The 21084-nt window shown below is 65.5% G+C and carries 21 protein-coding genes; 3 read left to right on the forward strand and 18 right to left on the reverse strand.

Annotation, left to right across the window (positions count from 1 at the left end):
- Positions 1–2: 2 nt before the first annotated feature.
- Genes ACLJPD_RS15910 through ACLJPD_RS15940 form a run of 7 tightly spaced genes read right to left on the reverse strand, consistent with a single transcriptional unit; the run spans position 3 to position 7693 of the window.
- The gene (locus ACLJPD_RS15910) at positions 3–1040 is read right to left on the reverse strand and encodes an MCE family protein (RefSeq protein WP_410872900.1); all 1038 of its coding nucleotides are present in this window, start codon (positions 1038–1040) and stop codon (positions 3–5) included.
- On the reverse strand, positions 1037–2272 hold the full coding sequence (locus ACLJPD_RS15915) for an MCE family protein (RefSeq protein WP_410872901.1): 1236 nt from the start codon (positions 2270–2272) through the stop codon (positions 1037–1039). The genes ACLJPD_RS15910 and ACLJPD_RS15915 overlap by 4 nt, the downstream gene beginning before the upstream one ends.
- A 4-nt stretch (positions 2273–2276) precedes the next feature.
- Positions 2277–3131, reverse strand: a complete 855-nt coding sequence (locus tag ACLJPD_RS15920) for an ABC transporter permease (protein WP_410872902.1) — start codon at positions 3129–3131, stop codon at positions 2277–2279.
- Positions 3131–3970 carry an MlaE family ABC transporter permease gene (locus ACLJPD_RS15925; RefSeq protein ID WP_410872903.1) on the reverse strand — a complete coding sequence of 280 codons (840 nt, stop codon included), beginning with the start codon at positions 3968–3970 and terminating at the stop codon, positions 3131–3133. The genes ACLJPD_RS15920 and ACLJPD_RS15925 overlap by 1 nt, the downstream gene beginning before the upstream one ends.
- Positions 3971–4003: 33 nt before the next feature.
- Positions 4004–5698: a nitric oxide reductase activation protein NorD gene (locus tag ACLJPD_RS15930; protein ID WP_410872904.1), complete on the reverse strand. Its 1695-nt coding sequence runs from the start codon at positions 5696–5698 to the stop codon at positions 4004–4006.
- Positions 5695–6510 (reverse strand): CbbQ/NirQ/NorQ/GpvN family protein, encoded by an 816-nt coding sequence (locus ACLJPD_RS15935; protein ID WP_410872906.1) that lies wholly within the window; start codon positions 6508–6510, stop codon positions 5695–5697. Before ACLJPD_RS15935 ends, ACLJPD_RS15930 begins: the two co-directional genes overlap by 4 nt.
- A 1-nt stretch (position 6511) precedes the next feature.
- The gene (locus ACLJPD_RS15940) at positions 6512–7693 is read right to left on the reverse strand and encodes a spirocyclase AveC family protein (protein WP_410872907.1); all 1182 of its coding nucleotides are present in this window, start codon (positions 7691–7693) and stop codon (positions 6512–6514) included.
- Between the two features lie 169 nt (positions 7694–7862).
- Here ACLJPD_RS15940 and ACLJPD_RS15945 point away from each other — a divergent pair, with 169 nt between their 5' ends.
- The gene (locus ACLJPD_RS15945; protein WP_410872908.1) at positions 7863–8465 is read left to right on the forward strand and encodes a TetR/AcrR family transcriptional regulator; all 603 of its coding nucleotides are present in this window, start codon (positions 7863–7865) and stop codon (positions 8463–8465) included.
- Between the two features lie 23 nt (positions 8466–8488).
- Here the strand turns inward: ACLJPD_RS15945 and ACLJPD_RS15950 are convergent, their stop codons facing one another.
- The 9 genes from ACLJPD_RS15950 to ACLJPD_RS15990 are packed head-to-tail and all read right to left on the reverse strand — an operon-like array spanning position 8489 to position 16801.
- Positions 8489–10018, reverse strand: a complete 1530-nt coding sequence (locus ACLJPD_RS15950) for an aldehyde dehydrogenase (RefSeq protein WP_410872909.1) — start codon at positions 10016–10018, stop codon at positions 8489–8491.
- A 55-nt stretch (positions 10019–10073) separates the two neighbouring features.
- A complete protein-coding gene (locus ACLJPD_RS15955; RefSeq protein WP_410872911.1) occupies positions 10074–11318 on the reverse strand; it encodes an amidohydrolase family protein in 1245 nt (414 codons plus the stop codon).
- Positions 11315–11650, reverse strand: a complete 336-nt coding sequence (locus tag ACLJPD_RS15960; protein ID WP_410872912.1) for a hypothetical protein — start codon at positions 11648–11650, stop codon at positions 11315–11317. Before ACLJPD_RS15960 ends, ACLJPD_RS15955 begins: the two co-directional genes overlap by 4 nt.
- Entirely contained in the window at positions 11647–12918 is a 1272-nt protein-coding gene (locus ACLJPD_RS15965; RefSeq protein WP_410872913.1) for an aromatic ring-hydroxylating oxygenase subunit alpha, read from the reverse strand. Before ACLJPD_RS15965 ends, ACLJPD_RS15960 begins: the two co-directional genes overlap by 4 nt.
- Positions 12919–12927: 9 nt before the next feature.
- Complete coding sequence (locus ACLJPD_RS15970; protein WP_410872914.1) at positions 12928–13767, reverse strand: TauD/TfdA dioxygenase family protein; 840 nt, start codon at positions 13765–13767, stop codon at positions 12928–12930.
- 19 nt (positions 13768–13786) lie between these two features.
- Positions 13787–14122, reverse strand: coding sequence for a hypothetical protein (locus ACLJPD_RS15975; RefSeq protein WP_410872915.1), 336 nt, complete (start codon positions 14120–14122; stop codon positions 13787–13789).
- A complete protein-coding gene (locus ACLJPD_RS15980; RefSeq protein WP_410872917.1) occupies positions 14119–15426 on the reverse strand; it encodes an aromatic ring-hydroxylating oxygenase subunit alpha in 1308 nt (435 codons plus the stop codon). Before ACLJPD_RS15980 ends, ACLJPD_RS15975 begins: the two co-directional genes overlap by 4 nt.
- The gene (locus tag ACLJPD_RS15985; RefSeq protein ID WP_410872918.1) at positions 15423–16010 is read right to left on the reverse strand and encodes a carboxymuconolactone decarboxylase family protein; all 588 of its coding nucleotides are present in this window, start codon (positions 16008–16010) and stop codon (positions 15423–15425) included. The genes ACLJPD_RS15980 and ACLJPD_RS15985 overlap by 4 nt, the downstream gene beginning before the upstream one ends.
- A complete protein-coding gene (locus ACLJPD_RS15990; RefSeq protein WP_410872919.1) occupies positions 16007–16801 on the reverse strand; it encodes an SDR family NAD(P)-dependent oxidoreductase in 795 nt (264 codons plus the stop codon). Before ACLJPD_RS15990 ends, ACLJPD_RS15985 begins: the two co-directional genes overlap by 4 nt.
- 356 nt (positions 16802–17157) lie before the next feature.
- On the opposite strand from ACLJPD_RS15990, the gene ACLJPD_RS15995 reads away from it, so the two are divergent.
- Positions 17158–17760, forward strand: coding sequence for a TetR/AcrR family transcriptional regulator (locus ACLJPD_RS15995; protein ID WP_410872920.1), 603 nt, complete (start codon positions 17158–17160; stop codon positions 17758–17760).
- Positions 17761–17771: 11 nt separating this feature from the next.
- Here ACLJPD_RS15995 and ACLJPD_RS16000 read toward each other — a convergent pair whose 3' ends face one another.
- Entirely contained in the window at positions 17772–18389 is a 618-nt protein-coding gene (locus tag ACLJPD_RS16000; protein WP_410872921.1) for a TetR/AcrR family transcriptional regulator, read from the reverse strand.
- 110 nt (positions 18390–18499) lie between these two features.
- On the opposite strand from ACLJPD_RS16000, the gene ACLJPD_RS16005 reads away from it, so the two are divergent.
- Positions 18500–20101: an MFS transporter gene (locus ACLJPD_RS16005; protein ID WP_410872922.1), complete on the forward strand. Its 1602-nt coding sequence runs from the start codon at positions 18500–18502 to the stop codon at positions 20099–20101.
- Positions 20102–20114: 13 nt separating this feature from the next.
- On the opposite strand, the gene ACLJPD_RS16010 is transcribed toward ACLJPD_RS16005, so the two are convergent.
- Positions 20115–20999, reverse strand: a complete 885-nt coding sequence (locus tag ACLJPD_RS16010; RefSeq protein ID WP_410872923.1) for a TetR family transcriptional regulator — start codon at positions 20997–20999, stop codon at positions 20115–20117.
- Positions 21000–21084: the final 85 nt, after the last annotated feature.

Raw genomic sequence — 21084 nt, forward strand, 5'->3', positions numbered from 1 at the left:
TCCTACCTACAGATCGGGGAGTACTGGGGACGGCCGGTCGGGGAGGCGCCCGCCAGGATCTGCGAGATCACCGGATCGATCCCCGGAACAATGCTGAACGCGATGTCACAGACATAGGCGTTGACGAACGCGCCGCTGTCGGTCGCCCGGACCATCGACTCGAACAGCTGCGGAAGATTGAAACCGAGATAGGCGAAACGCTCTTTGCCGTCGACGAAATGGCTCGCGAAGCCGGGTTCGCGACGCATGAACTCGGTCAGCGACGGGCTGGCGCCGTTGACGACGGTCGCGGCGTCGGAGAGCACGGTGGCGATCCGGCCGGTCTGGTCCATCAGTGCCTCACGCTTGCCCTCGAGCCCGTCGAAGATCTTGCGAGTCTGGGCGATCGTGGTCTGCATTCCGGCGCTCTGCCCGGCCAGTGTGGTCATGACCACCGTGAGATTGTCGATGAGTGCGCCGAGAATCTGGTCCGGCCCGGCGAAAGACTCTGCCAGCGTGGCGGTTTCGGTGATCAACGCGGCGACCGCGCCGTCGTCGCCCTGCAGTGCGCGGATCAGCGCGGAGGTCAGATTGTCGACATCGGCGGGGTCGAGAGTGCTGAACAACGGCTGAAAACCGTTGAGCAACCCCGAAAGATCGAAGGATGGCTCGGTGTGTTCGAGCGGGATCACCGCGCCGGGAGCCAGCCGAGCAGGGTCGCCGAAATCGGCCATGCTGAGCCCCAGGTAGCGCTGGCCGATCAAATTCTGGTAGATGATGCCTGCGCGGGTGTTGCCGTAGACCGGTTGATCCTGGTGCAGCCGGAAGGTGACCTTCGCGTGCGGTCCGTGGACGGCGATGGTGTCGACTCGACCCACCTGCACCCCGGCGACCCGGACGTCGTCACCGACACGCAGTCCCGAGACATCGCTGAACACAGCGGAATAGGCATGGGTGTCACCGGCGACATCGCGTTGCAGGGTCACCCTGACCATCCACATCAAGAGCGCGGCCACGAGCAGGAACGCGGTCAGGCCTGCGAGTTCACGTTTGCGTTTCACCGTGGTTCTCCCACCGTCGGTGCCGCCAGGCCGAACAGTTCGGCGAGGCCGACGGATTCCAGCGGCAGGCCGAGGCGTTCGGCGATGTCTTCGCGGGGCTCGAGTTGCGTGACGACCTGGTCGGCGTCGCCGATGACGGGTGCGCCCGCCACCGGGCCGTTGTGGCAACTCGGCCCCGCGAGTTCGCCGTAGCGAGGGCAGTCGGTCCGGGTGTAGTACTTGTGCGGGGTGAGTTCGACGATGACCTTGGCGGTGCCGCTCTGCGTATCGACCTGCCAGAAGTCGTTGGCGAACACGCTCGCGATCCGGGTCTGCGAAGTCGTCATCTGCACGAAGTTGTCGCTGCCCGCGGCGAGCACCTGCAGGACCGGACCCAGTCGGGAGTTGAGGCCGATCAGTGTGTCCGTCCGATTGGTCATCGCCGTACCGACTGTTTCGGAGGTCGTGACCGCGCCGGTCAGCAACTGCGCCAAGCGATCTCGTTGTTCGGCGATGCTGCGCATCGGCCCTACCGCGGCGTGCAGCGCGGCGAGCAGGTCGGGGGCGGACTGCTGCAACCCCTGAACGCCTTCGGACAGCCCCGTAATGAGGGGAAGCTCGCCGTCGGAGGCCGCTTCGGCGTTGTAGGCGCGCACGATTCGCTCGAGTTGGGAGGCGGCCGCCAGCGCGTCGTCGCCGCGGCCGCTGGTGGCTCGCTCGACGGTCTCGAGAATCCCGACGGTGGGATCGGTGCCGGGTCGGGCGACCGCGGCGGCGATCCGGCTCAACGCCGTCAGCGAGGTCTGCAGCTGCACGCTGGCACGGCTGTGATCCTCGGGAATCGACGCGCCCGCCGACAGGACCGGCCCTGGACCGTTGTCGATGAGCTGGATCGAGGGCACCGCGAACACATTGCTCGGGACCACACGGGCGGTCACGGTGGCCGGGATGCCCGCCGCGTGCTCGGGAACCAGGTCGATGCGAATCCTGTTGGCTCCGCCGCCGGCGGCGGGAACCACTTCCGCCACGCTGCCGACCAGCACACCACGGTATTTGACGTCGGAACGTTTCGGGAGGCCGTCGCCGACGTCGACCAGCATCGCGGTGACCTCGACGGTCTGCGCGAACGCGCCTTCGGATCGGGCGATCATCGCCGTGACCGCGGCGGCGACGACTGCCAGCGCGGCCACCCCCCGCACGAACAGCTTCGGGTTCGTCAGGCGCCGGTCATCGGATTCGAACACTATCGCCATCGCACTACCCGCTGATCCTGGAACCGGCGTCGAAACCCCACAGCGCCAACGTCATCAACAGATTCACCGAGATCATCACAGTGATGCTCGCGCGCATCGCGCGGCCGGCCGCGACACCGACTCCCTGTGGTCCGCCGCTGGCGTAATAGCCGTAGTAGCACTGGATCGTCGTGGTGATGGTGACGAACACGATCGCCTTCAGCAGTGAGAACACGATGTCGGTACCGCCGAGAACCAGGTCGAAATAGTGCGCGTAGGTCCCGAACGATTGACCGCCGACCAATCCGACGAACAACTCGACGGCGAGGTAGTCCGCGGCCAGCGCGGCCAGGTACAGCGGAATCACCGCCACGATCGCGGCGATCAGCCGCGTCGAGACGAGGAAGGGGACAGGGCGGATCGCGATGGCGTCGAGGGCGTCGATCTCCTCGGCGATCCGCATCGCGCCCAGTTGCGCGGTGAACCGGCACCCCGCCTGCGCGGCGAAGGCGATCGAGGCCATGATCGGGGCCAGTTCACGGGTGGCGGCGGTCGCGGCGATCATCCCGGTCGCGGGCTCCATGCCGAGCAGCTTCAACGCGTTGAAGCCCTCGATACCGACGATGCCCCCCGCGGCGGCACCGAGGATGATCATCACGCCCGCCGTTCCGCCACCGACGATCAGCGAGCCGTTGCCCCAGGTCACATCGGACAGGATTCGCATGGATTCGCGGCTGTACTGACGCAGGGCCACCGGAATCGAGACCACCGCGCGCACGAAGAACGTGAACATGTGCCCGAATCTGATGATGCCGCGCCACGGCACGGCCGCCGCGGTCATAACGCTCCGCACACCCGGTGGCAGATAGGTGGCGGCCATTACAGCGTCGTCCTCGGGAACAGCATGGTGTAGATCTGGGTGAAGCCGAGGTTTACCACCATCAGCACGACGATGGAGGCCACCACGGCGGCATTGACCGAGTTCGCGACACCACCCGGCCCACCCCGGGTGTTGAGGCCCTTCTCGCAGGCGATCACGACGACGATCACCCCGAACACCGCCGCCTTGACCATCGCCAGATACAGGTCACCCGCGGTCGCGAACGAGGAGAAGGTCGCCATGTAACTGCCCGGCGTCCCGTCCTGGACATAGACGTTGAACAGGTAGCCGGCGAGGAATCCGACAAAGCAGCTGATACTGGTGAGCGCCATGGCGATGAGGATTCCCGCGGCCAACCGAGGCACCACGAGCTTGCGCAGCACCGAGACGCCCATGACTTCCATCGCGTCGATCTCCTCGCGGATCTTGCGCGAACCCAGATCGGCGCACAGCGCCGAACCGACCGCCGCCGCCAGCAGAATGGCGGTGACCAGCGGTGCCGATTGGCGGATCACCGCCAGCCCACTCGCCGCCCCGGCCAGTGAGGTGGCCCCGACCTGCCCGGCCAGCAAACCGAACTGGATGGACAGCGTGGCGCTGATCGGTAGCGCCACCGCCACCGTCGGCAGCAGGGAGGTCTTCACCATGAACGCCGCCTGCCCGACGAACTCGTCGAAGGGAAAGCGCCGCGCCGCGATATCGGTGACGAGGTAGCGAAACGCGTCTCGCCCGAGCACGACCTGTCGTCCGACGGTCTGTAGCGAGGCGATCGGGTGTCGCCGGTTGTACTGCTTCGACCAGTCCTTGATCTCGGTGACCGCGGATGTGCTGGGTTCCACTGCGAGCCTCCCTCTTTCCGGTTCGATGTCGCGCTATCGCGGTGCGGGCGCGGCGAGTTCCCGAAGCGAGGACAGGAACAGTTCGTCCATGTGCGGGCTCAGTTCGCTCAGGGTCGCCGCGCCGGCGTGACTGGCGGAGCCGAAGACACGTTCGAGGGCGTCGGCGGGCGTGGTGGTGCCGATGGACAGACACAGGCAGGCCACGCCGTCGACGCGCAACTCCTCGAGTGCCTTGGCGGCATCGGCTTCGGCGTAGCGGCCTTCGTAGCCGCCGTCGTAAGGGCAGCCGTCCGACAGCACGACCAACAGCCGATTCTGTGTTCCCGCTTCGTTTTTGAGGATTTCGCCCGCACCGCGGATGCCTGCCCCCAGCCGGGTGTAGTTCGATGGCTGCAACTGATTGAGTCGGGCTCGTCCGACGGCGCCGAACCGCTGATCGAAGGTCTTGATCGCAGGCAGGTGCACCGCGTGGCGGCCCTCGGAGCGGAAGGCGTACACCGCGACACGGTCACCGAGCTCTTCGAGCGTGACGGCCAGGGTGGCGGCCGCGCGCCGCTGATGTTCGTGTACGGACAGACCCTCCAGATCGGCATCGGTCGCTGATCCGGAAGCATCGACCAGGATCAGCACTCCGAGATTGCGTTCGAGCCTGCGGTGTTCCAGGTACACGTTCTCCGGCCGCGAATAGCCGGAGCGCAGGTCGACGAACAGATCGATGAGCGCTTCGATATCGAGCTCGTCACCATCGGGGCGACCCCGTAACACCTTCGGGCCCAGCCCCACCCGAGCCAGCCGCCGCCGGAGCACGTCGTCTTCGGGAACCCGCGCCGCCGAGATATCGGTGGGAACCGTCAGCGGAAAATCGACGACTCGGCACCAATCCGGTTTGTACCGGTCGTTGAACACGTCCCACTCCGGATAGAGCGCGCCACCGATTCCGACGGCGGCACCGGGCTTGTCGGCATCGGTGAACTTGATCCGGGTGGGCAGCGGCCGGGCTTCCGGTCCGACCATCCGCGCCCGCCGCACCGCACTGACCGGTGCTTCGGCGCCGGCGGGGGAGTCCCCGTCCGAACGTGAACTGCCCGCTGTCTTGCGGAGGAAGTCCATCACCGACTTGCCGCTGAAGAGCGGATTCTCGAAGAGTTTGAGGATCTTGCTCTCCTCGGATTTCTCGACGCTGTCCTCGAGTTCCTCGTCGGCCTCCGGTATCTCGCTGAGATCGAATTCCAGACGCAGCTCTCGGTCGGTCGCCCGCCCGCCGGGGCCGGGGTCCGACGCCACCAACTGGGAGGGCTTGATGGTGCCGAACCACACCGGTGGCTCGTCGATCTTCATTTTTCCCTTGGCCGCCGCGAGTGAATCCGCGGCGGTCGCGGTTCTGGGTTCTCCGTCGAGCCCGAGTCCGGCAGCGAGCGGAAGGCGTTCGGCGAGTTCAGCGAGGACACGGTGGCCCTCGAGTGCCAGATAGCGGCGCGCTACCGAGGGACGCCCCCGCAGTGACCGCACCCATGCCGGGTCCAGGCTCCCGGCCCCGAGCAGCGCGCTCTGCACGAGTACTTCGCGGCGCTGCTCGGTGTCGGTACCGCCTCCCGAGACGAAGACGATCTGGCCGTTCGTATACGGGACCCCGCCCGCAGGCAGCTCTGCGACAGCCACAGACCTGCCTGCGAGGTAGGTGGCGAGGAGCCGGAACCTGTCCGGCCCGTTCGCATCGTCGGCGTTCATGGCCGCGGCAGGACGGCGTCGACGAGTTCGCCGAGGGCGGCAACGATATCCGCGTCATCGGACAGCGCCTGCACGACGGCCGATTGCACGGCAGCGCGCAGGCTCAGCCCGCCGGCGACGAGACCACCGGCGAGGATCAGCATCCGGGTGGAGGACACCTCGCGCAGCGGCGAGTTGTCCAGGTTGCGGATGGCACTGCCGACTCTGACCAGAGCCCGCGCGGTCTCGGCGTCGACCCCGGCTTCGTAAGCCACCACCTCGCGCTCGATCTCGGGTGGCGGGAAACCGAGTTCGATGGCCACGAACCGCTGGCGAGTCGACTCCTTCAGGTTCTTCAGAACGCTCTGGTAGCCGGGGTTGTAGGAGATCACCAGCTGGAACCCGGGTGCCGCGGGCAACGTCACCCCGAGCCGGTCGACCGGAAGTTCGCGACGGTGATCGGCGAGCGGATGGATCACCACGGTGGTGTCCTGGCGCGCCTCGACGACCTCGTCCAGATAGAAGATGGCGCCCGCCCGCACGGCCCGCGTCAACGGACCGTCCACCCAGACCGTTTCGCCGCCCTTGAGCAGGAAACGGCCGACCAGATCGGCCGAGGTCATGTCCTCGTGACCGGCGACGGTGATCAGCTCCCGGCCGAGCTCGGCGGCCATGGTTTCCACGAAGCGGGTCTTGCCACAGCCGGTAGGACCCTTGAGGAGAAGCGGTAGGCCGCCGACGGCCGCGGCGCGAAAGACTTCCACTTCGTTGCCGACCGCCCGATAGAACGGTGCCTGCGCAACGTCGAGCACAGCGCTGGATCGACTGGTCATGTCAGTTTCCTTTGTCGGTGTCGGCGAAGGGAATGATCTTCGGCAGTTCCGCACCCTCGGGCAAGATGAGTCGGCCATTCGGATCTATGTAGCCGCTGTTCCGGAAGGGAACCGGAAGATCGGGATGCGGGCAGAGCCGGTCGGTGCCTTCACCACAGATACCCATGTTGAAGTACGAGCGCTTCTGGATATCCTCGGGCCAGGGATCGGTGTGCAGGGCGAAGAACTGCGCGGGCAGGTTGTAGCCCACGAAGAAGAAGGTGCTGACCGCCGCGAAGATCGCCAGGAAACGCGTGAACTGTTGTCTGACGAATCCGCCCTGGATCTGATCCAAGCCACGTTCGACCATGGTCCGGCCGCGGTCGTCGGTGAAATAACGCAGCGAGCAGAGGCCGGCCTGAACACCGCCCCACATGAGTCCTTCGTACAGCGGCCACTGGTAATAGGTGCCCGCGTTGATCGACCATGCCTGGAGTGCGCCGGGGTAGGTGAAAAGACCCATCGGCATCAGGAACAGACCTTCGATGATCAGATCGAAGAAGAATGTCCAGACGAGCAGCACCCCGATCAGCCCCATAGTGCTGATATTGGGGAACCGTTGCTTGGTCTTTCGCATCACCCAGCAGCCGAGGATCGTGCACAGCAGCACGCCGTAGGAGTAGCCCGGTGCGTTCATCAGGATCGGTTCGGCCATCATGGCGCCCGGTTCGCCATAGGATTGCCAGCCCGGCACATCCTGCACCCACGAGCCCATATTGAACATCCAGGTGTTGTACGTACTCCATGTATTGAAGTAGTTCAGCAGTGGATCCTGGAAGAACATCAGGCCGCAGGCGACGAACAGCATGCCGTCCAGCGTTATTCGCCGCTCACGCAGCCATGGCCGGATGATGAAGAAATACATGCCGATCGGCAGACCGAGCAGGATCACCCCGGTCCAGACGGTGAGAATAACTTTCATGAAAGTCGGCGGATCGCTCGGTCCGGTGGGCACGCGCTCGAAATTGGGACCGGTGATCCAGCGGATCCATACATACATCTGGAAGGCGAGAATCAAGCCACCGACGGTGGCCCAGATCTTGACTGCATTGCTGGTGGATTGAACTTTTGCGCCGAGGGTGGCCACGCTACCGAGTGGTTCGGTAATGGTGGTTCCCTTTTTCGGCTCCGACGGTCCGCTCACAGCGCACCTCCTCGATGAATTGTTGTGGTGGTAATGGAATCGGCGATGGCCGTGGAAGTCGATGAGGGAGTCATCGGTCACGCTCCTGAAGTATCTGTACGAAGAGAAATATACCACTGGGGATCTCAGATTCCAGAGGGTTTCTAAGATTCGTGCCATAATCGCTGACATGGCTGAGCGTTGGACCAGAGAGCGCAGACTCGAACGCACCAGGGGGCTGCTCCTGGATGCGGCCGAAGAAGTATTTGCCGAAAAAGGCTTCGCGGCGGCAACACTCGATGACATCGCGCATGCCGCCGGCTACACCAAGGGCGCGATCTACAAGCACTTCGCCACCAAGGAAGAGCTCTTCCTCGAGGTGAACGATCGATACCTGCAGCGCTACTTCGACATGTTCGCCGAGGTACTGGCGGCGGCATCGAGTGTGGGAGTACAAGAGCTGGACCGAGTCGGCGAGCTGTGGCGTCGGCTCGGCGCCGACCGCGGCACCGAGCACGCCGCGCTCGGGATGGAGTTCACGCTGTACCTGCTGCGCAACCCCGAGGTCAGGGAACGAGTCGCTGCCCGGCGAGAAGAAGCCGTAGAAGCCCTGGGACAGTTCATCATCGAGAATCTCGACCGCCTGGGAGCGACCTCGCTGATTCCGCCCATGACGATGGCGCGGGTGCTCATCCACACGACGCCCTCCGTCGTGCTCGGTACCGAACTCGACGGCGTCGACCTCTACGGACCGATCCTCGAGATGTACATGTCGGCGATCAAACTGCCCTGATCGCGATTGCCCGCACCGGCCGCTCATGAGCCGCGGATTCCCCTCGGCGGACCCGCGGCGCGAGCAGCGCCGACGGTATCTGCCTGCGGTGCAGCGGAATTCGCCGCTGCCGGGCGGATCGAGAGCGATACGGTGTCGAGGTAGCCCTCGAGGCCCTCGGTGCCGAACTCGCGGCCGATGCCGCTGTTCTTGACGCCGCCGAACGGCGCGACGGGATCCATGCTGTAGGGCTCGTTGATGCCGACAGTTCCTGTGCGCACTCGGCGGGCGATCGCGGTGGCGCGCTCGATGTCGGGTGACCACACCGAGCCGGAGAGCCCGTACTCGCTGTCGTTGGCGAGGTGGACGGCGTGTTCGTCGTCGGCATAGGCGATCACGCTCAGCACGGGTCCGAAGATCTCTTCCTGCGCGATCCGCATGGAATTGTCCACGTCGGCGAACAGGGTGGGCCGGACATACCAGCCGCGCTCGATGCCCGCGGGCAGGTCGGTGCCACCGACGAGCAGGCGCGCTCCTTCGCGCAGGCCCAGGTCGATGTAGTCGCGAACCCGCTGCTGCTGACGGCGCGAGACCATCGGACCGATGCGTGTCGCGGGATCGAACGGGTCTCCGACAGTGAGGTTTTCGATCTCACTCACCAGCGCGTCGACGAACTCGTGTCGGCGGCGCTGGGGGACAAGCACCCGGGTCTGGGCGACGCAGGCCTGTCCGCCGTTCATCAGCCCGGCGACCATCATGCCGGTGGCGACGGCCTGAGGATCGGCGTCGTCGAGCACCACCGCGGCGGATTTGCCGCCGAGTTCGAGGCTGACCCGGCGCAGTGCGCCACCGCAGACCTCGGCCACCTGCCTACCCGCCGCGGTGGAACCGGTGAACGAGACCTTGTCCACGCCTGGGTGCGCGACCAGATGCCGACCGACCTCGCGCCCACCCGGTAGAATGCTGACCACCCCGGGCGGCAATCCGACCTGCTCGAGAAGCTCTGCCATGTGCTGCGCGTCCAGTGGCGTCTCCGGCGACGGCTTGAGCACTACCGTGCAGCCGGCGAGCAGCGCTGGAATCAGCTTCGCCACGATCAGGAACATCGGCATGTTCCAGGGAATGATCGCTGCCACCACCCCGACGGGTTCGTGGCCGATGACGACCTCACCCCCGAGGAAGCCGGCTCTGGTCTCCTGCCAGCGGTAACCGGCGGCGGTGTCGGCGAAAGCGCGCATCATGACGCCGGGCAGCTTTGCGTGCGCCGAGCGTGCGAACGTGATCGGCGCACCCATTTCGGTGGTGATCAGCTCGGCGAGTTCGTCTTCTCGTGCGCGGTAGCACTCGGCCAGTTCGCGGACGATCGCCACGCGGTCCTGCGGATCCGTGCGTGGCCACGGCCCCGCGTCGAATGCGCTGCGCGCGGCCGCGACAGCGCGATCGACATCCTCAGGTGCCGGGTCGGCGACCCGCGCGATGACCTGCTCGGTGTGCGGCGAGATCACCTCGTTCGTCGCGCTGGTGGCGGGGTCGACCCATTGCCCGCCGATATAGAGCTGATGACGTGGCGACATTGCTACCTCGGATCTGATTCGCGCATTCGGACTGCGGGCGAACGGGTTTCGCTGACTACGGTCGCTTGTGGACGCGACCGTCCTTCATCACGAACCGCACGTCCTCGATGGTGGTGATATCGGCGGTGGGGTCACCGGGCACCGCGATGATGTCGGCCAGCAGCCCGGGCGCCAGGCGTCCGCGATCATCGACGCCGATCAGTTCGGCGCTGGTGACGGTGGCCGCCCGCAACGCCTGCGCCGGCGTCATCCCGCGGTCGACCAGCGCCCACAGTTCCTTCGCGTTCTGCCCGTGCGGGACGGCGGGCGCGTCGGTGCCACAGGCGATCTTGACCCCGGCCGCGATCGCCTTGCGCAGCGTTTCCCGCGCTCGGGGAAAGACCTCGGCCGCCTTCTTCTGTAGTGCCGGTGCGGCTTTGGACAGGTCCAAACCTTCGGAGAGATAGCTGGTCGGCACCAGGAAGGTGCCTCGCTCGACCATCAGCGCGATGGTGTCGTCCTCGGCCAGCGAGCCGTGTTCGATGCAGTCGACGCCGGCCCGGATGCAGGCGCGAATTCCGGCGTCGCCGTGGGCGTGCGCGGCGACGGGCACACCGGCGCGATGAGCCTCGTCGACGATCGCGGCCAACTCCTCATCGGAGTACTGCTGTGCGCCGGCGACGGTGCCGTGTGACATCACCCCGCCCGATGCCGAGACCTTGATGACCTCGGCACCGTATTTGATCTGGTATCGCACACATTCGCGGACCTGTGGCACCCCGTTGGCGCGGCCTTCCTCGACAGTGATCGGCATGATGTGCGGGGCGAGCCGCTGGAACATCGTCGGGTCGAGATGGCCGCCGGTGGGCGTGATCGCGTGCCCGGCCGCGACGATGCGCGGACCTTCCAGCCAGCCCTGCTCGATGGCGCGGTGCAGGTCGACGTCGAGCAGATAGCCCCCGGTTTTCACCATCAGACCGAGATTGCGGACGGTGGTGAAACCGGCGTGCAGGGTCGTCCTGGCGTTCACCGTGGCCCGCAAGGTCCGGTACACCGGGTCGTCCTGCACGCCGTGCATCGGGTTGGGCAGCCCCGAGGGATTGTCGGGCCCGCCGATGAGCAGGTTGACCTCCATATCCATCAACCCGGGCAGCAGCGTGAGCGAACCCAGATCGATGACCTGCGCACCCGCGGGCACCTCGACCGGATCGACCGCGGCGATCCGGTTGCCTTCCACTACGATCACCGCCGGTGTGTGTCGCTGCCCGGTCTCGACATCGACCCAGGCCGCGGCGCGCAGCACGACGACCTGCCCGGTCACAGGCTCGGCTCGATCACACAGGTCAGCGACGCCGATCCGGTATCGGGAATGCGCGGCTGACTCCACACTTCGACCGGGAAGGAAACCTGAATCATCGAATACAGCAGATACATCAGGTTTTTCGCGTCGTCGGGAATGTCGTCGATGGTGAACTTGTCGCAATAGGCGAGCGCGTCTTCGGCGCGCGGGGCTATGGCATCGTAGAACCGTTGCATCTCGGTCATCGTCGAACCGAGGCGCCGGTCGTAGCGCTCGGTTTCGGTGGGCAGGCACCACACCGCGGCGAACTGCTCGAGATCGGCGAATTCGACAGGTAGCAGAGTCGCACTCATCGCTTGGCCTCCGTGCGCTCGCGCTGATAATCGCCGACCCAGTCCGCGGCGACCTTGTGCAGGTGGCGCAGCAGAATTTCCTGATCGTTGAGTTGGAAGGTGGTGACCGCCCGGGACTCGAGCATGATCTGCGTCGCCTCGAGCGTCGAAGAGTCCTGCAGCCCATACTCTTTGAAGGTGACCGCGGCCATTTCGTGCGCGACACGGTCGCGCGGGGAGCGCGCGGGCGTGAAGTACAGATTGCCTTCGAAGATGTGGGTGTTGTGCGAGGTCGGCCAGTACTGATAGGTCAGGTACCAGCCGCCGGACCAGATGAGAATGCTGAAATTCGGCCACAGCTGGAACGAATCGAGCCCCCACGGGTCGCAGCCCGCCGGATTGAGCCCGGTCGGCATCGCTCCCAGATCGGGCACGTCCCATGGACCGAACAACCCACTGCGGGTGATGTCTTCCATCGGCTTGCGCATGGTGGGGTCGAGTTCCCAGGTGACAACACCGGACGTGCTGACCAGCCGGTGCGGTCCGTCGAGTTGGTAGTGCGGCGCCTCGAAGCCGGCTTGCTGGGCGGCGACGGAGAAGTTGTCCGGTGTCTGCTTCCCGTGCAGGATCGGGGCGTGATAGAACTCCTGGAAAGCGTCCAGGTAGAGCTTCCAGTTGGCACCGACTTCGGCCCGGTAGGAATAGCGTTCGGTGAGCTTGTCGAACGGGTATCCCTCCAGCCCGGTCACCATCGGACCGAGGAATTCGCGCAGCGTCTGACGCGGTTCGGCGGCCAGGTTGACGAAGATGAATCCCGACCAGACTTCGCAATGCACGCGCACCAGCCCCAGGGTCGCCTTGTCGAGGTCGAAGAACTCGTTCTCCTGCTGCACGAAGGCCAGCGAGCCGTCGAGTCCGTAGCGCCAGCCGTGATATTTACAGGTGAACTGGCGACACGTCCCCGAGGTCTCCTCGCGCGGGAATTCGTTCCACACCAGCTTGTTTCCGCGGTGCCGGCAGATGTTGTGGAAGGCGTTCACGCTGCCGTCGCGGTCGCGGACCAGGATGAGCGAGGTGTGCGCGGCGTTGATCTCCTTGGTGAAGTAGCTGCCGGTGCGCGGCAGTTGTTCGATGCGACCGACATTGAGCCAGGCGCGTTTGAAGATCGCGTCGCGTTCGAGAGCGAAGAACTCCGGGGAGATCGAGTCTTCGTAGGACATCGGTGCGGTGCCGAGTTCGGGGTAATGCTGTGTCCAGCTACCCTCGGCCGGCTTGGGCCAACGAGGCATGGTGTTCTCCTATTCGATCGGTTCTTCACCGAGCACGGTGGTACGCAACATCTCTCGCGGCGAACCCGCCGGATACGGTGCGGCACGATGGATGACGCCGCGGTTGTCCCAGATCACGGTGTCGCCGACAGCCCAGGTGTGTCGGTAGACGCGGTCCGGTGCGGTGCAGCGACGCAGCAGTCCGTCGAGTAGCTCCCGGCTTTCGGCCGCGGGAATCCCGACAACATGGTCGGTCGAGGCTCCGAGCACCAGCGAGCGACGGCCGGATTTGTGGGTCCAGATCAGCGGATGTTCCTTGCTCGGCCGCCGCCGCCACACCGCGAGTTGCTCCGGCGTCGGATCCGGGGTGACGCCACGTTGTGATGCCTCGAGTGAATGCACTACGCGCAGGGGCGCGAGATACCGCTGTTCCGCGGCGCTCAAGTCGTCGAAAGCCTTGTAGGTGCTGGCGAATTCGGTTTCTCCACCGCTGGCGGCGACGGCCTTGGCGGTGAGCACGGTAGCCATCTGCGGGTAGGCGTCGTCCTCCGGTGTGCAGCCGTCGATATGCCAGTCGAAGGTGGCGCGCAGGTAGCTCGCCGAGGAGTTCTTGGCGGTGTCGAGGCTGACCCGGTAGATCCCCTCGGTCGGATGATGGCCCGGTGAGGTGTCGACCTGTCCGAGGGTGCGGCAGAACGCGACCTGGGTTTCCGGGTCCAATCGAAGGTCGCGAAAAACCAGGACCCCGTTGGCTTCGAGAGCGGTCATCACGGCATCGGCCACGGTGTCATCGGCGAGCAACTGTTCACGTGTCACGCCGATGACCTCGGCTCCGACAGTGTCGCCGATCTTGTCGATCGTAATCGTCATGGTGGGTGTTCCTTTGGTATTACGGCCAGGGCTGTGCGACGCGTTCGAGTTCGGCATCGGCGCTGTCGACGGGCTTGGGCTGTTGGAAGATCTCCACTGCCATCGCGACCATCACCAGCGAATACACCAGGTGCAGTAGGTGTATCGCGTCCTCGGGGAGTTCCTCGAGCGGAAATTTGTCGCAATAGGCCAGCGCGTCCTCGACACGGGGAAAACACGCGTTGTAGAAGGTGATCAGCTCCTGCATGGAACTGTTCAAACGGCGGGCGTAGCGCTCGGATTCGCTGGGCAGACACCACGTGTGCGCGAAACGCTCGAGGTCGGCGAAGGCGGGAGGCAGCATGGTCGGTGTCATCGCGCACCGGTCCCGGCGAGATCCTGACGGTATTCATCGACCCAATCGGCGACGGCCTTGTGGAAATGGCGAACCAGGATTTCTTGGTCATTGACGGGGAAATGCGTCAGACCGGCGGTCCGGTACGCCGACTCGAGTGCGGTTTGCGTGCCGGTGAGCATGCCTGCGTCCTGGAGCGCGAATTCCTTGAACACCACCGAGGCCACTTCGTGCTCGACCCGTTCGCGAACCGTGCGCGCCGGCTGGAAGCACAGCATGCCCTCGAACCGGTGGGTGTTGTGGGAAGTCGGCCAATACCGGTACAGCAGATACCAACCGCGGTAGATGAGGATCTCGATATTGGGAAAGATCTGGAAGTTGTCGATGCCCCACGGTTCGACGCGGCCGGGATTGAGTCCCGGGGGAGTCTCGCCGATATCCGGTGATTCCCATGGCCCCACCAGGCCGCTGCGGGTGAGCCGTTCGATCGGATACATGAACTCCGCCGGCAGCGTCCAGCGTCGCGCACCGCCGGTGGATACCAGCCGATGCGGACCGCCGATCTGGAAGTGTGCGCATTCGAAGCCCTTGCCCGGGGTGCGCACCGCACTCGGCACCTGTTGCGTGTGCAGGGCCGGGACGTGGTAGTACTCCTGGAACGCGTCGGCGAACAGCTTCCAGTTGCTCTGGTTGTCGGCCTTGAATTCGTACCACTCGGTCATCTTGTCGAACGGGTAGCCGTCCAGATCGGTGATCATGGGGCCGAGGAATTCCCGCAGCGTCTGCCTTGGCACGGCGGCGAGGTTGACGAAGATGAATCCAGCCCACACTTCACAGTGCACCGGCACAAGCCCCAAGTCCTTCTTGTCGAGATCGAAGAACTCACCTTCCTGCTGCACGAATGCCAGCGAACCGTCGAGTCCGTAGCGCCAGCCGTGGTATTTGCAGGTGAACTGGCGACATATTCCCGAGGTCTCCTCTTTGGGAAATTCGTTCCAGACGAGTTTGTTGCCGCGGTGGCGGCACACATTGTGGAACGCGTTGACGCCACCGTCGCGATCGCGCACCACGATGATCGACGTGCGTGCGACGTCGAGTTCCTTGGTGAAATAGCTGCCGGTGCGCGGAACCTGCTCGATCCGCCCCACATTGAGCCACGCGCGTTTGAAGATCGCCTCGCGCTCGAGTTCGAAGAACTCCGGGGAGACCGAATCCTCGAACGACATCATCGACGTTCCGAGCTCGGGATAGTGCTTGGTCCAACTGCCCTCGGCAGGCCGCGGCCATTGGTGTGGTGTGGCCGGTGCGCTCACTGGTTCGCTCACGGTCGTTCCTCCGATTCCGGGTCCGGTTGCAGGGCAACACTGTTGAGTACCATCGCCAGGCACAGATAGGAGCCGGCGACGAAGAGCAGCTCGAGCAGCTGCCGCTTGTCGAAATGGCGTTCGAGCTGGGCCCACGTGATGTCGTCGACACGATGGCGATCCAGCAGTTGGTCGGCCATGGCCATCAGTGATCGCTGCACGAGCGACCACACCGGGGCCTGCGGCCCGTGCCGGACCGCCTCGACCTGTTCGTCGGTGACGCCGAGCGCCCTTGCCATCCGAACGTGTTGTGCCCATTCGTAATCCGACCCGCTGCGCCAGGCCACCCGCAGGATCACCAGTTCGCGATCGCGTGGGTCGAGCAGGGGGCGATCGAGCAGCAGGCCGTTGTAGGCCAGCCACGCGCCCGCGAGTTCGGTGTGGTGGGCGAGCACACCGAGGATGCCCGGCATCGCCGGTGCGTCGGGAGCGCCGGACAGGTACTGATCGGCGGTCTTCACGTGCCCGCGCAGCATCGCTCGTGTCTGTTCGTCCCATTCGTGCACCGGCAACGGCGCCAGGCGGGGAGCGACGGATTCGGTCATATCACCGATCCGCCGTTCACGCCGAGCACCTGTCCGGTGATGTAGCCTGCCTGCTCCGAACACAGGAACGCGCACGCTGCGGCGATATCCGCACCGGTGCCCAGATGTCCGACGGGAATCGCCTTGGCCATCACCGCGCTGTCGGGCAGGTGCCCGGCCGCCTGCGAGCGGCGTGACATGGGTGTGTCGATACCCGAGGGCGGAATCGTATTGACCGTGATTCCGGCGGCGGCGTATTCGCGCGCCAACGCTTTGGTCATCGCCAGGACGGCGCCTTTGGACGCGGTGTAGTGCACCATGCCCGGCGACCCGCGCTGCGCGCTCGACGACGAGATCGTCACGATCCGACCCCATCCGGCGGCGAGCATGTCCGGGACCACAGCCTGCGCGCAGTGGAAAACCCCGTTCAGATTCACCGCGACCACCCTGTCCCACGCCTCCGGCGTGAGGTCGGTGAACGGCGCGAAATCAACCAATCCCGCACTGGTGACCAGGATTTCGATCGGGCCGAACTCGACGCGAACCTTGTGCACGGCCTCGCGAACAGCGGCTCGATCGGTGACATCGACCGCGCATGCCATCGCTGTGGCGCCGTCTGCTTGCAACTGCTCCGCGGCTCGTGCGGCAGCGGTGCCGTCGATATCGAGGACCGCGACCCGATGTCCGGCTTCGGCGAGCGCCGAACAGATCGACAGCCCCATGCCGGACGCGCCACCGGTGACGACCGCGACCCTCGTCGGCGTCGACCGACCGTGTATCGGTGCCGATTTCGCGATAGGTGTGTTGCTCATGTCGGAATTCCTCTGTTCGTCGATCCCCGCCGCTGGGAGAGGGTCCCGGTGTCGTCAGCGCGGTGGGAGCGCTTGATTCGGGGAAGGGGGTCGGCTGCCGTGAGCAGGCCTTCTGCCGGCCCGGGATGACCGTTCGAGGCCTGCTCGGAGGCCTTAATCGACTGCTCAAATTGAGCGAGTGATTAAGATATACGTGACGGCGCTCACGGCTGTCAAGAGTCGGGTTCGTGAACCGGCCTTGCCGACGATGAACGGCCCCGCGCGGACGTAAGCTGTTGAACTCCACCGCCGCTGGGCGCCGACAGATGACCCACGTGGCAGGCCGTGCGCCTGCCGTCCAACAGAAAGGTCTCCGTGTGAAGCCGCAGCGCAGCGCAGGCACCGAGGACTCCAGCACCCGATCCGCGCTACTCGATGCGGCCCAGCACATCATGTTGGAGGAGGGCTACGCGGCCGTCAGCTCCCGCCGACTCGCCACCCGAGCCGAGGCCAACCCGGCGCTGGTCTACTACTACTTCGGCAACATGGACAACTTGTTCGTCGAACTGTTCCGGCGAGGTGCCGACCGCAGCTACGAACGTCAATTGCTGGCGTTGAAATCGGCCCAGCCGCTGTGGGCGCTGTGGGAAGCCATCCACGACCAGTCCCATACCGCCCTGACGATGGAATTCGTCGCGCTGGCCAATCATCGGAAAGCGATTCGCGCCGAAATCTCGGAATCCTCGCGGCGATTCCGCGCGCTCCAGCTCGATGCCGTGACCGCGGTGCTCGCCGAATACGGCAACAGCGCCGCCGGCTACACCCCCGGCGCGCTCGTGCTACTCATGTCGAGCGTGTCCCGTTTCCTGCGCATGGAGGAAGCCTTCGACGTCGACACCGGCCACGCCGACGTCATCGACCTCATCGAGTCCTTCCTCCGTGAGGTCGAAGGTGAACGGCGCGTTGGCAACAGCGGTTGACGGGTCGGGTGCTACGCCTGCTGTGCACGAGGTGACGTCGCGGCACGTGCCGCGAGGAAGTCGTCGACGATGCGGGCGCAATCCTGCGGAGTCGACTCACGCAAGCCGAGAAGTTTCGCGAAAACGAGCGGACCGACCAATTGCGACAGCACGAAGTATGTGTCGAACTCGCCCAGTTGCCGATGGGCCTCGGGGGTTTCGAGCACCTGGTCGAACGGCACCCGGTACTGGTCGATGATGCGCCGGCTGAGCGAGGTGATGGCCGGGTTGTCGGCGTTGCGGTCCGAGCCGGTCGCCAGCCACGCCAATGTCGACACCTGCAGTGGCGCGTCCCGAATCGCGTCGGCCTGCCGTTCCAGCAGTGTGATCAGTCGGTCCCGCAGCGGGCCTTCCGGCGGAGTCTCCACTACCGGTGGCAGCAGACGTTCGATGGTGGCCGCCCGCAGTTGCATCGCATTGTCGAAATGGCGGTACAGGGTGGTTCTGGCGACCTTCGACAACTTGGTGACGCCCTCGACGGTCACCGCTTCCAATCCACCGGCCTGCATCAGGTCGGCAGCGGCATCGAGGAGGCGGGCGCGCGAGCGAGCCTTGCGTGGGTCGACCTCGACGTCGTCAGATCCGCTCATGGAGCCCAGTATTCCTCCGTCCAGGTACGTCAGCTCATCGGCCTATCTCTTGCCGCACAGTTGTGCTACAAGTTGTAGCGTAGCAATACTAAGAGTATCGGAGGCCCCCGATGGATCCCACCGGACGTGCGCGACTGTCCGCGGCCCAGCGCTGGCTACTGACACTGTCCTGTCTGGCGGTCATTCTCGTCACTTCCTCCATGGCGGCGCTGTACACGGCACTACCGGAGATCGCGGCCGACACGGGTGCCAGTCAGGCCGAACTCACTTGGATCGTCGACGGATACACCTTGGCGCTGGCCTGCCTCGTCCTGCCCGCGGGCGCGTTGGGCGACAGGTACGGCAGGCGCGTGGTCCTCATCGTGGGACTGTTGATCTTCTCGGTCGCTTCGGCGGCGCCATTGCTGCTCGACACCCCGATCTGGCTGATCGCCGCGCGGGCCCTGACCGGGGTCGGCGCGGCACTGGTGATGCCGTCCACCCTGTCTCTGTTGACCGCGGGATTCCCGGCGGAACGGCGAGGGAGCGCGATCGGACTGTGGGCCGGTGTCGCCGGTGTCGGCGCGATCCTCGGTATTCTCGGCTCGGGCATCCTGATCGAAAGTTGGTCCTGGGTCTCGATTTTCGTCGGAATGGCCGTGGCGGGCGCGGTGCTGTCGGCGGCGGCTTTCACCGTGCCCGAATCGGTGGACACGTCACGGCCCGCGATGGACCCGCTCGGCGCGATCACCAGCGCCCTGGCAGTCGGCGCGATCGTGGTCGCGGCGATCGAAGTGCCCGCGCGTGGCTGGCTCGACCCGATAGTGATCGGCGCGACCGTGATCGGGATCGCCGTGGCCATCGCTTTCGTCGTCATCGAGAAGCGGGTCACGCATCCACTGATAGATCTGCGGCTCTTCGCCGACCGGGGATTCGGCAGTGGCACCGCGATAGTGACCGTGCAATTCCTGGTGACCTTCGGCCTGTTCATGCTGATCGTGCAATATCTTCAGCTGATTCTCGGCTACCGGCCATTGCTGTCGGCGCTCGCGCTGGCCCCGATGGGTATTCCGATGGTGGTGATCTCCGCGTTCGCACCCCGGCTGGCGGAACGAATCGGCCTGCGAATCCCCACCTTTGCGGGCCTGTTGGCGATCGGGGGCGGGCTGCTCATGATCGCGCAGGTCGACGCCCATTCGTCCTACCTGGATCTGCTCGGCCCACTACTGCTGATGAGCGCGGGGATCGGATTGTGCACCGCGCCTGCCACCGCCGCGATAGTCGACGGCACCCCGGTGGAGAAGCACGGCGTCGCCGCGGCGGTCAACGACGCTGCCCGCGAAGTCGGTGCCGCGATCGGCATCGCGATCGCGGGCAGTGTGCTCGCGGCGGGATACGGCCAACGCATCGCCCCCGCACTACCCAACCTCCCCGAGGCCGCGCGCGAACCGGTCGGCGACTCACTCGCGGCGGCACTGCAGGTGGCCGAGCGCGCAGGTCCCTCCGCGCAGCCACTCGCGGATTTCGCGAAATCCGCGTTCATCCACGGCATGCACCAGTCGGCGACAGCTCTGGGCTGGCTGACCATCGGCGCTGCCGTCCTCCTGGCCGGATGGACACCAGGCCGACGCCGCGCGACCCCGCCTTCCGCTGTGGAGCCTGTCGATTCACGCCGGGAGGTCACGGCCGAGACCGGACTGAACAGCGGGTCTGCGAGTTCCGAGAAAGAATGAGGCCGGTTCGCCGTCACCGGCGGATACCGAGCAGACCGAGGGCGAAGTCGGCGTAGGCGGTGGCGATCTGCTCCGGCGTGGCCGGGCCGTCGAGACGGAACCACTGGGGCAGGGCGGTACACATCGTCGCGATCGCGCGTCCGGCGGCCCTCGCGTGTTCGGCGGTGAGGTTGTCCTCGGCGAGTGCGGTATCGATGTCCTCATCGAGGAAGTGCTGGATCTCATTGCGGGAAGCGGCGATTCGCGCTCGATTGCCAGGGTTCAGACTGCGCATTTCGCTGGCGCCGATGAAGGCTAGTTCGCGGCGGTGGGTGTGGAACAGGGCGAGTGCCTCGACGACTCGGGCCACCCGGTCGCGGCCGGTGCTCGCCTCGCGCCGGGCCGCACCGACCCGCCAGTGCAGCTCGTCCATGGTCAGGTCGAGTGCCCGAACCAGCAGGTCTTGTTTGTCGCGGTAGTGGTGGTAGACGCCCGGCACACTCATACCGGCTCGCTGCGCGATCGACCGCATGGTGGCGCCGTGGTAGCCGGTCTCCACGAAGGATTCGATCGCGGCGGCCAGCATGGGATCGATATCGAGCCGCGGGAACTCGCGCCACGCGCGAGCTGTCCCGTCGACCGGATCGACGACGGCGCCGTGCCTGCGGGGCGGAGTCGTCGGGCTCGCTGGCTCGCCGATCAGCCACTGCGTCGTCGTGCCGAGTTCTGCGGCCAGCAGTCGGAGTCGGGGCACCGAGACACCCGTTTTGCCTGTCTCGACGGCGCTGAGCGTGGCCGGGCTGACATCGATACGACGTGCGGTCTCGCGCAGCGACAGGCCCGCTGCGACCCTCGCCTCTCGCAGGCGCGCGCCGAGGTCGGTCGGTTCACCGTCTGACAAGCTCACGCTGTTCAGCATAACTGAACAGCCGTAAAGGCTTCAATGCGGCGTTTGACAGGTCTTATTGCTACGTGTCAGTGTCAAGGATATTCAATGCCGAGCG

Origin of the sequence: Nocardia sp. A7, from assembly GCF_046549215.1 — a bacterium.
GTDB lineage: Bacteria > Actinomycetota > Actinomycetes > Mycobacteriales > Mycobacteriaceae > Nocardia.

What these genes read in the sequence shown, in the direction of transcription:
- ACLJPD_RS15915 (WP_410872901.1), bottom strand. Translation starts at nt 2,272, where the DNA reads ATGGCGATAGTGTTCGAATCCGATGACCGGCGCCTGACGAACCCGAAG.
- ACLJPD_RS15970 (WP_410872914.1), bottom strand. Translation starts at nt 13,767, where the DNA reads ATGACGATTACGATCGACAAGATCGGCGACACTGTCGGAGCCGAGGTC.
- ACLJPD_RS15920 (WP_410872902.1), bottom strand. Translation starts at nt 3,131, where the DNA reads ATGGCCGCCACCTATCTGCCACCGGGTGTGCGGAGCGTTATGACCGCG.
- ACLJPD_RS15985 (WP_410872918.1), bottom strand. Translation starts at nt 16,010, where the DNA reads ATGACCGAATCCGTCGCTCCCCGCCTGGCGCCGTTGCCGGTGCACGAA.
- ACLJPD_RS15965 (WP_410872913.1), bottom strand. Translation starts at nt 12,918, where the DNA reads ATGCCTCGTTGGCCCAAGCCGGCCGAGGGTAGCTGGACACAGCATTAC.
- ACLJPD_RS15930 (WP_410872904.1), bottom strand. Translation starts at nt 5,698, where the DNA reads ATGAACGCCGACGATGCGAACGGGCCGGACAGGTTCCGGCTCCTCGCC.
- ACLJPD_RS15990 (WP_410872919.1), bottom strand. Translation starts at nt 16,801, where the DNA reads ATGAGCAACACACCTATCGCGAAATCGGCACCGATACACGGTCGGTCG.
- ACLJPD_RS15960 (WP_410872912.1), bottom strand. Translation starts at nt 11,650, where the DNA reads ATGAGTGCGACTCTGCTACCTGTCGAATTCGCCGATCTCGAGCAGTTC.
- ACLJPD_RS16000 (WP_410872921.1), bottom strand. Translation starts at nt 18,389, where the DNA reads ATGAGCGGATCTGACGACGTCGAGGTCGACCCACGCAAGGCTCGCTCG.
- ACLJPD_RS15945 (WP_410872908.1), top strand. Translation starts at nt 7,863, where the DNA reads ATGGCTGAGCGTTGGACCAGAGAGCGCAGACTCGAACGCACCAGGGGG.
- ACLJPD_RS15950 (WP_410872909.1), bottom strand. Translation starts at nt 10,018, where the DNA reads ATGTCGCCACGTCATCAGCTCTATATCGGCGGGCAATGGGTCGACCCC.
- ACLJPD_RS15935 (WP_410872906.1), bottom strand. Translation starts at nt 6,510, where the DNA reads ATGACCAGTCGATCCAGCGCTGTGCTCGACGTTGCGCAGGCACCGTTC.
- ACLJPD_RS16010 (WP_410872923.1), bottom strand. Translation starts at nt 20,999, where the DNA reads ATGCTGAACAGCGTGAGCTTGTCAGACGGTGAACCGACCGACCTCGGC.
- ACLJPD_RS16005 (WP_410872922.1), top strand. Translation starts at nt 18,500, where the DNA reads ATGGATCCCACCGGACGTGCGCGACTGTCCGCGGCCCAGCGCTGGCTA.
- ACLJPD_RS15975 (WP_410872915.1), bottom strand. Translation starts at nt 14,122, where the DNA reads ATGACACCGACCATGCTGCCTCCCGCCTTCGCCGACCTCGAGCGTTTC.